The sequence below is a fragment of the Vibrio scophthalmi LMG 19158 genome (assembly GCF_000222585.1).
Taxonomy (GTDB): Bacteria; Pseudomonadota; Gammaproteobacteria; order Enterobacterales; family Vibrionaceae; genus Vibrio; species Vibrio scophthalmi.
Genome location: NZ_AFWE01000068.1, coordinates 34,966 through 47,113 on the forward strand (window position 1 = coordinate 34,966; position 12,148 = coordinate 47,113).

9 protein-coding genes are annotated in these 12,148 nt (G+C 45.0%); 5 read left to right on the plus strand and 4 right to left on the minus strand.

What is annotated here, in order from left to right; genetic code table 11:
• Nucleotides 1-78: 78 nt before the first annotated feature.
• From galK to RH88_RS23530, 4 genes are all read right to left on the minus strand, one after another.
• Nucleotides 79-1,239 (minus strand): galactokinase, encoded by a 1,161-nt coding sequence (galK, locus tag RH88_RS04570; protein WP_005593771.1) that lies wholly within the window; start codon nucleotides 1,237-1,239, stop codon nucleotides 79-81.
• A 217-nt stretch (nucleotides 1,240-1,456) separates the two neighbouring features.
• Nucleotides 1,457-2,509 carry a UDP-glucose--hexose-1-phosphate uridylyltransferase gene (locus RH88_RS04575; protein WP_005593773.1) on the minus strand — a complete coding sequence of 351 codons (1,053 nt, stop codon included), beginning with the start codon at nucleotides 2,507-2,509 and terminating at the stop codon, nucleotides 1,457-1,459.
• Nucleotides 2,510-2,771: 262 nt separating this feature from the next.
• A complete protein-coding gene (gene galE, locus RH88_RS04580) occupies nucleotides 2,772-3,782 on the minus strand; it encodes a UDP-glucose 4-epimerase GalE (RefSeq protein WP_005593774.1) in 1,011 nt (336 codons plus the stop codon).
• Between the two features lie 30 nt (nucleotides 3,783-3,812).
• The gene (locus RH88_RS23530) at nucleotides 3,813-3,974 is read right to left on the minus strand and encodes a hypothetical protein (protein ID WP_005593775.1); all 162 of its coding nucleotides are present in this window, start codon (nucleotides 3,972-3,974) and stop codon (nucleotides 3,813-3,815) included.
• Between the two features lie 202 nt (nucleotides 3,975-4,176).
• On the opposite strand from RH88_RS23530, the gene ebgR reads away from it, so the two are divergent.
• From ebgR to RH88_RS04605, 5 genes are all read left to right on the plus strand, one after another.
• Complete coding sequence (gene ebgR / locus RH88_RS04585) at nucleotides 4,177-5,160, plus strand: transcriptional regulator EbgR (RefSeq protein WP_005593776.1); 984 nt, start codon at nucleotides 4,177-4,179, stop codon at nucleotides 5,158-5,160.
• Nucleotides 5,161-5,481: 321 nt separating this feature from the next.
• Nucleotides 5,482-8,583: a beta-galactosidase subunit alpha gene (gene ebgA, locus RH88_RS04590; RefSeq protein ID WP_005593777.1), complete on the plus strand. Its 3,102-nt coding sequence runs from the start codon at nucleotides 5,482-5,484 to the stop codon at nucleotides 8,581-8,583.
• A 3-nt stretch (nucleotides 8,584-8,586) separates the two neighbouring features.
• A complete protein-coding gene (locus tag RH88_RS04595) occupies nucleotides 8,587-9,039 on the plus strand; it encodes a beta-galactosidase subunit beta (RefSeq protein ID WP_005593778.1) in 453 nt (150 codons plus the stop codon).
• Nucleotides 9,040-9,180: 141 nt separating this feature from the next.
• A complete protein-coding gene (locus tag RH88_RS04600; protein ID WP_005593779.1) occupies nucleotides 9,181-10,605 on the plus strand; it encodes an amino acid permease in 1,425 nt (474 codons plus the stop codon).
• Nucleotides 10,606-10,742: 137 nt separating this feature from the next.
• The gene (locus RH88_RS04605; protein ID WP_005593781.1) at nucleotides 10,743-12,107 is read left to right on the plus strand and encodes an IS4 family transposase; all 1,365 of its coding nucleotides are present in this window, start codon (nucleotides 10,743-10,745) and stop codon (nucleotides 12,105-12,107) included.
• Nucleotides 12,108-12,148 lie beyond the last annotated feature (41 nt).

Consider the following 12,148-nt stretch of genomic DNA (forward strand, 5'->3'; position numbering starts at 1 on the left):
AAGCCCCTACTTTAAGGTAAAGGCATTAGCATTTGGCCTACAATGATCTTTTTGTCTGATAAGCCTTTTGTCTGTAGGTTAGATTACTTCAACTAGACCAGCGCCGTTTTTCGCTTGGCACACATAAATGGATTCTTTTAGTCCGGTCGCGGCTTGGTATTTTTGTTCTACTGTTGTTTTAATTTCATCAACTAAAGTTGGAGGAACCAACGCCACGATACATCCACCAAAGCCACCGCCCGTCATGCGTACGCCACCTTGGTCTCCAATCACTTCTTTAACCATATCCACTAGCGTATCGATCTCTTTGACTGTGATTTCAAAATCATCACGCATTGATGCATGTGATTCCGCCATCAACTCACCCATGCGTTTCATGTCATGAGTACGCAGAGCTTGAGCCGCTTCAACGGTACGATCATTTTCGGTAATCACGTGGCGAGCACGCTTAGCTACCATCCCATCCAACTCAGACTCTTTCGCTTTGAACTGCTCAATCGTTACATCACGAAGTGCAGGAACACCGAACAAGCGAGCCGCTTCTTCACACTGCTCACGGCGCGTGTTGTATTCACTGTCGACCAAACCACGTTTCTTGTTTGAATTGATGATCACCACCGCCATATCTTCAGGCATTGAAACCGCTTGAGTTTCTAGGCTACGGCAATCCAAAAGCATCGCGTTATTCGCTTGACCTTCCGCCGAGATCATTTGATCCATAATGCCGCAGTTACAGCCAACGAACTCGTTTTCGGCTTGCTGACCATTAAGCGCTACTTCGGCTTGGCTGATCTCTAGGTTGTAAAGCACCTTGAATGTTTGACCAATCACCACTTCCAGTGCCGCAGAAGAACTTAAACCTGCGCCTTGAGGTACGTTACCCGTTACAGAGATGTCTGCACCTGTAAATTCAAAGCCGCGACCTTTTAAGCACTTCACCACACCACGAATGTAGTTCGCCCACATTTTATCTTGTTGGAATGTGATCTCTTGAGTTAAATCGAACTCATCGACTGCATTACCGTAGTCCACTGATACTACACGTACCATGTTGTCGTCACGCTTAGCCGCTGCGACTACGGTTTGGTAGTTAATGGCACACGGTAGGACAAAACCGTCGTTGTAGTCAGTGTGTTCACCGATCAGGTTCACACGACCTGGTGCTTGGATAATATGAGTCGCTTGGTAACCAAGGACTTGCTCAAAAGATACTTTCACGTTTTGGGTTAGGTCAGACATAAGTAAACTCTCTGGTTAAACTCTATATTCAATTGGTTATGGCCCCTTTATGGCACCACTTTAATTCTTTCAGATTCCCTATCTCGTTCATCTCTCACGGTAGGAAATGACAACATGGCTGCTAAGCTTCTGAGGTTCAGAGCTTCTCATCTGCCGTCATTCCATAATCGAGGGACGAGATATCAGGAATCTCGCTTGTTACCTAAGAAGCTTCGCATTACTGCTCTTTGTAGTGAACGTCACTCAGAACACGAAGACGTTGCGCTGCTTGTTCTGCGGTCAAATCGCGTTGCGATTCCGCCAACATTTCGTAACCCACCATGAATTTACGAACCGATGCGCTGCGCAGTAGCGGCGGGTAGAAAAGCGCATGCAGCTGCCAATGGTCGATGTCTGTGCCCTCTTCAAAGAACGGCGCATAGTGCCAGCCCATGGAGTATGGGAATGAGCATTGGAACAGGTTGTCGTAACGACTGGTTAGTTTCTTAATCGCGACCGCTAAATCATCACGCTGCTCATCAGTCAGTTCACTCATACGGCGAATTTGCGTTTTAGGTAGCAACATGGTTTCAAACGGCCACGCTGCCCAGTAAGGAACTACGGCAATCCAATGTTCCGTTTCAACCACAGTGCGTGAGCCGTCTTTCATTTCAGCTTCAACGTAATCCACTAATAGATTTGAGCGTTGTTGTTCGAAGTACTCTTTTAGTAATTTCTCTTTGCGTTCAATTTCGTTTGGCAGAAAGCTGTTCGCCCAGATTTGACCGTGCGGGTGTGGCTGAGAGCAGCCCATGGTCTCACCTTTGTTTTCAAATGCTTGAACCCATAGGTAATCTTTACCTAGCTCTTCAATCTGTTCATTCCAGGTATCAATCACACCACGAATTTTGTTCAGCGGTAGTTCCGGCAGTGTTTTGCTGTGGTCTGGAGAAAAGCAGATAACGCGGCTCAACCCACGAACACCTTGAGTCTTAAATAGAGGGTTTTCAGACTCCGGAGCGTCAGGCGAATCAGGCATCAACGCCGCGAAATCGTTACTGAACACGTAAGTTCCGTCGTAGTCTGGGTTTTCATCACCCGAGATACGCGTGTTGGTCGGGCACAAGAAACACTCTTTGTCGTACGCAGGCAGTTGCGCAGTGGCTGGCTTTTCATCTTGACCACTCCACGGACGTTTCGCACGATGTGGCGAGACTAAGATCCACTGACCAGTTAATGGGTTATAACGACGGTGCGGATGATCGACTGGGTTAAATTCAACTTTTGACATACTTACATTGCTCTTAAATTGTGTGTTCTGGTTAATTAACCAAAACGAATAATTCTTCTACAAAGAGATTCCCCATCACGCTCGTTCCTCGCTGTAGGGAATGACGTGTAATCTCGTTGTGCTAGTAGTGCAAAGGCAACCGCTTCATAGCCTTGTGCTCATTCGTCATTCCAGAATCGAGGTGCGAGATATCTGGAATCTCTCTTTTCTTATCTCTGTATTCCCCAAGGAAGTTGGAATTGCAGCTTTTAATTACATCAAGTTAGTAACCATTAGGGTTATTCGACTGCCACTTCCACGTATCCGCCGTCATCTCCATAACGCTACGAGTCGCCTTCCAGCCTAGTTCACGCTCCGCCTTTTCAGTACTTGCCCAACATTCGGCAATATCACCAGCACGGCGTGGGCACAATTCATAAGGAACCGGCTTGCCTGATGCTTCAGCAAAAGCTTGCAGCATTTCTAGAACACTCGATCCTTTACCTGTACCTAGGTTGTAAATGTGCAAACCTGCCTTTTCACCGACCGCCTTTAGTGCTGCGACATGGCCATCGGCCAAATCCATCACGTGAATATAGTCACGAACGCCCGTTCCATCCGGTGTTGGGTAATCGTTTCCAAAGATAGAAAGCTTCTCTCTACGACCGACTGCAACTTGCGCAATGAATGGCATTAAGTTATTTGGAATTCCCTGAGGGTCTTCGCCAATAGTGCCTGATGTGTGCGCGCCAACCGGGTTGAAATAGCGCAGTAAAGTGACGCTCCAGTCGTTTTCAGCGTTGAACAAATCACTCAAAAACTCCTCGACCATGTACTTACTACGACCATAAGGGTTCGTTGTTTCGCCCGTTGGTGAACTTTCGGTGATCGGCACAATCTCAGGATCGCCATACACGGTTGCAGAAGAGCTAAACACGATACTTTTCACGCCTGCTTTCTTCATGCTACGAGCTAGAACCAGAGAACCATTTACATTGTTATCGTAGTACTCCAAAGGCTTAGCGACTGATTCGCCCACTGCTTTTAGGCCTGCAAAATGAATCACAGCTTGAATATCGTACTTGGCAAATACGCCATCTAAAAATGACTCATCACGGATATCACCGAAGTAAAATATTGGTGTTTGACCGGTTAGCGCATTGATTCGCTCCAGTACTAGCTCTTTGCTATTGCAAAGGTTATCTACAATGATTGGCTCCATGCCTGCCTGCATCATTTGGATGCATGTATGGCTCCCGATGTAACCCATACCGCCTGTAACCAGTACTTTCACAATCAACCTCTCTTCGCTGTCATTCACGATTTAATGTGAGCCAATACGCAGCGTATTGGCTCGTTGTTGCGGAAATAGTAGCAGCCAATTTGGCAATACTTCTGTGATCAGAACCACGAAGTGTAAACGTTTACACAAAGTCACACACAGCACATCGATTAAGTTATAGAAAAAACAAATCGGTACAGCCATCTAATTCATTGAATTTAAATGAGATATTTATAGATAGTTAGATTTGAGACATCACAGAAAAGTTGAGCATTTATTTTACTAAAAGTTAATGCAATGACTTTCAGTTTGATTACAATAGGTCTGTACAATAAAGAGGTGCATTGCTTTTTTTACTAAAGACAAATTTCAAAGCAGCGCAATGTTCCAAGAACAGGAAGTGAGTATGGCAACGTTAAAAGATATCGCGACTGAAGCTAATGTTTCATTAGCTACCGTTTCTCGGGTTCTCAATGAAGATCCTACATTAAGTGTCAAGGAAGAGACCAAAAGGCGTATCTTTGAAATTGCAGAGAAGCTGGAGTACAAAACGAGCAGCTCACGTAAAACAGTTAGCAGCAAAAAGCAGCACCATCACTTCCTTGCACTTTATAACTACAAGCAAGAAGCGGAAATTAACGACCCTTACTACCTATCAATTCGTCACGGTATCGAGACTCAGTGCGAAAAGATGGATGTTGATCTAACCAACTGTTATGAAAGTAAAATACAGACCAACTCAAGCCAAGTTACTGGCATTTTACTCGTAGGAAGGATGACTCAAGAAGTTATCGAGCAAGCGAAAAAGCTTACGGATAACATCTGTTACGTTGACTTCACTGATCACTCAGAACCTTATGATTCTGTTGATATCGATCTCGCTCGTATCAGCAAAGAAATCACCAATTTCTTTATCAGCCAAGGTTATGAGCGCATTGGTTTCATCGGTGGCCAGGACGATATCAACACCTCTGATATTCGCGAGATCGCCTTCGCAGAATACGGCGGTTTGAAGAACGTTGTTAGCGAACAAGACATCTACCGAGGCGACTTCTCTAGCTCTTCGGGCTACAAACTGGCGAAGCAGATGTTAGAAAGTGGCGACTACCCAAAAGCCATGTTTATTGCATCAGATTCAATCGCAATCGGTGTTTTACGTGCAGTTCATGAGCATGGATTAAACATTCCTGATGATATTGCGCTCATCAGTGTAAACGACATCCCAACAGCTAAATTTACCTTCCCATCTTTATCAACCGTTCGTATTCACTCTGAACTGATGGGAATTCAAGGTGTTAACTTACTGATTGAGAAGTCTCGTGACGGCCGTACAATCCCATTACGAGTTTATGTACCTAGCAAACTCAAGCTAAGAGACACAACAAAATAACAATATTTTTCAAATATATAATCAAAGGTCACCTATATGTCGGGTGGCCTTTTTTATACCTGATACATCACTTTTAATTGGCCCTCTCCCTTATAAAATCCTCCGTCTAAAGCACCGAATAGCATTATTTTAAGTGGATCACACAGCACTGTAAAAAGCCCCTAAAAAACGTGATGGAGTTAAAGTAAAACGTTTTCACCAATTTCATTTAGTAAAAGTTTTACTAATAATTACCTCAGTCCAAAAATACTCGTATTCATTACGACCCAATTACGCATAAGAACGTCGGCTAGCATTCAAATAGGCCGAGAGAGAGGCAACGTGAACAACTGGGAAAACTTCCTGAACTTACATGAAAACCGTATGGCACCACGTGCTTACTTCTTCTCATACGCATCAGAAAAAACCGCTAAAACATTTCAACGTGAACTAAGCAGCCACTTCCAATTACTGAGTGGCCAATGGAATTTCAGCTATTTCACAAACCCGCTCTTGGTTCCTGAAGAATTTTACTCTCAAGAGATGAGCGATTGGGGCCATATTACGGTGCCAAACATGTGGCAGATGGAAGGCCACGGTGACCTTCAATACACAGATGAAGGTTTCCCATTCCCGATTGATGTACCTTTCGTACCGTCAGACAACCCAACTGGCGCATACCAACGTTCGTTCTTCCTCGGCGACAGCTGGAACGACAAGCAAACCATCATCAAGTTTGATGGTGTAGAAACATACTTTGAAGTTTACGTAAACGGTGACTATGTCGGTTTCAGCAAGGGCAGCCGACTCACCGCTGAATTCGATATCTCTAGCCACGTAAAAGCAGGCAACAACCTACTTTCTATTCGCGTGATGCAGTGGGCAGATTCCACCTACATTGAAGACCAAGACATGTGGTGGACAGGCGGTATCTTCCGTGATGTTTACCTTGTTGGTAAAGAACAACTTCATGTTCAAGACCTAACGATTCGTACTGATTTTGACGATGCTTACCAAAGCGCCACCCTTTCGTGCAACGTTGTGCTAGAAAACCTAGCAGCAGCGACTAACGCAACCCTTGAGTACGCATTGCTCGATGGCAGCCAAGTAATCTCGCAAGGCTCAGTAGATAGCTTAACTGTCGACGGCAATGCAGATACTCAATTCTCTATCGATGTGGTGAACCCAGTTCAATGGAATGCTGAAAATCCATACCTTTACCAACTGTTGCTAACACTCAAAGACTCAGACGGCAAAGTACTAGAAGTGATTCCACAACGTGTTGGTTTCCGAGACATTAAAGTTCGCGATGGTCTGTTCTACATCAACAACAAATACATAATGCTTCATGGTGTAAACCGTCATGACAACGACCACCTTAAAGGTCGCGCAGTTGGCATGGATCGCGTTGAGAAAGACTTAGTATTGATGAAGCAACACAATATCAACTCAGTCCGTACCGCGCACTATCCAAACGACCCACGCTTCTACGAGCTATGTGATATCTACGGCCTTTTTGTTATGGGCGAAACCGATGTCGAAACACACGGCTTTGCTAACGTTGGCGACCTAAGCCGCATCACTAACGATGCTGCATGGGAAGCTGTATTTGTTGAACGTATAGAACGTCATATCCACGCTCAGAAGAACCACCCTTCTATCATCATGTGGTCTCTAGGTAATGAATCAGGCTACGGCTGCAACATCCGTGCTATGTACGATGCGGCAAAAGCGATTGATGACACCCGCTTGGTTCACTACGAAGAAGACCGTGATGCTGAAGTGGTTGATGTTATCTCTACCATGTACTCACGTGCTCAGTTGATGAATGCATTCGGCGAGTTCCCACATGAAAAGCCACGCATTATCTGTGAATACGCACACGCAATGGGTAACGGCCCAGGTGGCTTAACCGAATACCAAAACGTGTTCTACAAGCACGATGCAATTCAAGGTCACTATGTTTGGGAATGGTGTGACCATGGTATTCTCGCACATGATGAAGCGGGTACAGAGTTCTACAAGTACGGTGGCGACTACGGTGACTACCCGAACAACTACAACTTCTGCATGGACGGTTTGATCTACCCAGACCAAACACCAGGCCCAGGTTTGAAAGAGTACAAGCAAGTGATTGCCCCAGTGAAGCTTCGCGATTTCGATACGCAAACTGGCACATTCACCGTTGATAACAAGCTGTGGTTCTCAAACATTGATGATTACACCATCACTGCGGAAATCCGTGCTGAAGGCGAAACCATTGCTGTGCAACATATCAAGGTTGAAGAGCTGGCAGAAAACTCTAGCCGTGAACTGACACTTAACTTGCCACAACTTGATGAGCGCGAAGTGTTTGTTAACTTTACTGTTCGCAAGGATTCTCGCACGCCTTACAGCGAAGCGAACCACGATATTGCGGTTTACCAATTCCAAGTGAAAGAGAACACGGCACAGCTAGAAGCCTTCACTAACAACAATGCGACAGCACTGAATGTTGAAGAATCTCGCTTAGCTTATCTAATCAAAGGCCACAACTTTGCACTGAACTTCTCGAAAGTGAACGGCAAGCTGACGTCATGGCTAGTCAATGGCGAAGAGATGATTAAGTCAGAACCAAGACTCAACTTCTTCAAGCCAATGATCGATAACCACAAGCAAGAGCACGATGGTTACTGGGAACCTGCACATCTACAGATCATGCAGGAGCATTTCCGCACGCTGAATGTTGAACAGAACAACGGCAAGGTAGAGATCACCACCACCAGCATCATTGCTCCACCAGTATTCGATTTCGGTATGCGTTGTGAATATCGCTACCAAATCAATGCTGAAGGCCAATTGAACGTTGAGCTAAGCGGCGAACGTTACGGTAATTACCCTCATGTAATTCCTGTGATTGGTTTTGATATGGGCATTAATGGCGACTTCGACCAAGTTCAATACTACGGACGCGGCCCTGAAGAGAACTACCAAGACAGCAAGCAAGCCAACATGATTGATGTGTACCAATCAACCGTTGCAGACATGTTCGAGAACTACCCGTTCCCACAAAACAACGGCAACCGCCAACACGTTCGTTGGGCGGCGCTTTCAAGTCGCGCTGGCAATGGTATTGCAGTAAAACCACAGCAAGAAATCAACTTCAGCGCGTGGTTCTACACCAACCAAAATCTGCATCAAGCACAGCACACCATTGAGCTAGAGAAAAGCGGTTACATCACGTTAAACCTAGATCACCAAGTTATGGGCTTAGGCTCTAACTCTTGGGGCAGCGAAGTGCTCGATTCTTATCGCGTGTACATGGATGAGTTCCGCTACGGTTTAACTCTGATTCCATTCAAAGCAGGCGATTGCGACGCGCAGCAACTAATCAATCATAACTTTGGTGATGAGTTCTTCACGGCAAATACACCAGCGACTCAACCACAACAGAACGAGGCATAAACGATGATCGTTTTAGAGAACTTAGAACAATTTAAAGTCGTTTACCGCGATGGTCGTAAATGGCAACGCTGTGTAGAAGCGATAGAAAACATCGGCAACATCAAAGATGGCGTGATGTATTCCATTGGTGACTCGCTGGCTTACATGATTGAAGACGGCGTAGCTCGCAACACTGAGAACTTCACCGGCAACCGTCGTTACTTCGATGTGCACTTCTACCTAGAGGGTCGTGAAACTGTCGAGTTCGCAGCGAAATCAGAGCTAGAACAAATCCGACCTTACAGCGATGAGACCGACCGTGAACACCTAATGGGTAACGGCGAAACTCGTGAACTGGTAGAAGGCCAAGTGGCGATCTTTGATAACAGCAAGGCCTACCGCTTCCATGGTGATAACCGCGTTCGCAAGGTCGTGCTGAAAGTGACCATTGAAGACGGTTACTTCCTCAATAAGTAAACAATAACGCTATCTATTCACAGTATGTCTGAGCCTTGCCGTTCAAGGCTCAGACATGCTGAACAAAACCTCAATGCTTCCTCCCTACAAGGAAGCATTGAGAAATAACGACTATAATTACGTGATTCCTCGGAGGACACTATGTCTGAATCTGTACGCGGTAAGTTAGGCAAATTTGCCCTGCTTTCCATGACATTTGCAGCGGTATTTAACGTTCGCAACATCGTAAACAACAACATCGAATTGGGATTAAGTTCTGCTCCTATCTTTTTGCTTGCGACCCTTATTTACTTCATTCCGTTCGTATTCATTATTGCTGAATTCGTATCAGCAAATAAAAATTCTGAGTCAGGCATGTACGACTGGCTTAAAAAACCATTAGGCTCTAAAGCGGCCTATTTGGGCTCGTTTTTATACTGGTTCGTAAACCTATTCTGGTTTGTCTCTCTACTACCAAACGTCATTGCTTACGCATCTTACGCAATGCTGGGCTACGAATACGCCTTCTCTCCACTAGTGACTTCGGTGATCTCGATTGTTCTATTTGCTGCTGCAACGCACATTTCGACTAAGGGTGCGAGCTGGCTAGGCAAGATCTCTGAAATCGTGGCTTACGGTGTATTCGCACTATTCGCTATCTACGTTATCGGTGCACTAATGGCACTAGGTGGTGATCATGTACCAGCAGAACCAATCACACTTCAAGCAATGTCTCCTACCATCAACTGGGCGACACTAGGCATCATGTGTTGGATCTTCCAAGCAGCGGGCGGTGCAGAAACAGCAGCGGCTTACCTAAACGATGTAAAAGGTGGTCACAAATCTTTCATCAAGGTCATCATCGGTGCAGGTATCGCTATCGGTACAATGTACGCAGTAGGCTCACTGTTGGTAAATGTGTTCGTTGCTCGTGAAGATCTAACCTATGCAGGCGGCATGGTTGAAATCTTTACTGGCATGGCTCAGTTCTTCAACATCTCTGAATCTATGACGGGTCGCTTCGTTGGTATCGTTCTATTCGTTGCTATGTTTGGTTCAATGATGATGTGGACAGCAGCACCAGTGAAAATCCACTTCTCTGAAATTCCTAAAGGTGTTTACGGTGAGAAAACAACAGAGCTAAATGAACATGGTGTTCCAGTTCGTGCAGCATGGTGGCAGTTTGCGTTTGTATTCGTGATGCTTGTGGTTAACGGCTTCGGCTCTGAATCAGTACAAGACATGATGAACACAGCAATCAACCTAACAGCGGGTACCGCAATGTTACCGCCTATCTTCATCATGGTGGCGTACTTTGTGTTCCGCTTGAAGCATGACGACACACCGCGTGATTTCCGCATGGGTACTCGAGTTCAAGGTATGGCAGTGGTATCAGTGCTTATTGGTATCTTCGTTGTGAGCATGACAGCGTCAGCCTTCCCAACAGGTGTTGACCTAGTTCAAGCCTTCTTCATCAACGTGTTCATGACAGCAGTATTCTCTGGCATTGCATGGTTGTGGATTTCTCGCTTTGAAAAGAAGCAAGCAGGTAAAGGCGCTAAGCTAGAAACAGCTAAGCAGTCGTAACCTTAGTTAACCTTTAATATTTACAAAAAGCGCCCAGCACGGCGTAATGCCGATCAGTTAAGAAATTTGTGAGATCATTTGACCGATCCTCAAAAGGCTTCAAAATCCGATATTAGGAAACTAATATCGGATTTTTTATGTCTTTAGAAAGCCAACTTGCCAATACTTTTCGGTCGTGTAATACCTTCCACCACTTTGATAAATACTCTGACATTCTTAGTCCAGAGCTTATCCAGCAAGGTTTTGAGCAAGCTGGTGTAGCAACCGTTAGAAGAAGACGGTTACCTTTAGAAGCCGTACTTTGGTCCGTTGTTGGAATGAGTCTCTTTCGTCAACAATCTGTTTGGGATATTGCTAACCAACTCGATATTGTCCTGCCAGACAAACGACGTTTTGTTGCACCAAGTGCTGTTGTTCAAGCGAGACAGAGATTAGGCGAAGAAGGTGTAAAGCAAGTCTTTAAGAAGATGGCTGCGCACAGCTATCAGTCGTCTAACTTCGAAACTTGGTGTGGACTAAACCTTCTATCCGTCGATGGTGTCGTTTGGAGAACGACAGATACACCCGAAAATCATCAAGAGTTTAAAGCGCAGCGCAATCAATCATCTGAGAATATTTACCCTAAGATCCGTATGGTTTGCTTGATGGAGCTTACAAGTCATCAGCTAATCGATAGTGCATTCTCTGACTATCGCACCAGCGAAATGCGTCTCGCAGAAGAGCTTATTGAACAAACGCCAGATCAATCACTGACTATTTTTGACAAAGGATATTACTCTTTAGGACTGCTTAATCGCTGGAACAAAGTCGGTCAAGAAAGGCATTGGATGCTCCCTGTGAGAAAAGACTTTCAGTATGACGTTGTCCATAAATACAGCCAGAGTGATGCTATCGTTGCTATAAAAACATCACCTCAGGCAAGGAAGAAATTCAGTGACCTGCCTGAAATAATAGAAGCAAGGTTGGTATCGAAAGTCATCAAAGGTAAGGAGTATCAGGTTCTTACCTCAATGCGTGATGGGTTGCGCTTTCCTGGAGAAGACATTGTAGAGCTCTATCGCTATCGCTGGGAAATCGAATTAGGCTATAGAGAAATGAAGCAAACCTTGCTTGATAGTGAATATACATTGCGAAGTAAGCGCCCAGATATGGTTAGACAGGAGCTCTGGGGGATTTTGTTAGCCTATAACCTTATAAGGCAGGTTATGACAAAGGCAGCGAGTAATTTAGATAGCGTTTGGCCGAACCAATTAAGCTCTACGAGTAGTGCCATGGCTGTGACTCAATACTTTGCAGCTTTACCTTTAACGAGTCCAGGGAAACTCCCTAAACACTATGAAGTGCTACTACAGCCAATATCCATGTTTATCCTACCACCCCGAAGAGACGATAGAAATTATCCTCGTTGGGTGAAACTGAAACCCAATTTAAATTACAGGCTCGAAAAAATGCCAGTCAGCTTAACTGACTGGCATTACCCAGCACGGCGCTTTTTTATTTAAATTAAACACTTAATACTTAATACTTAATACTTAATACTTAA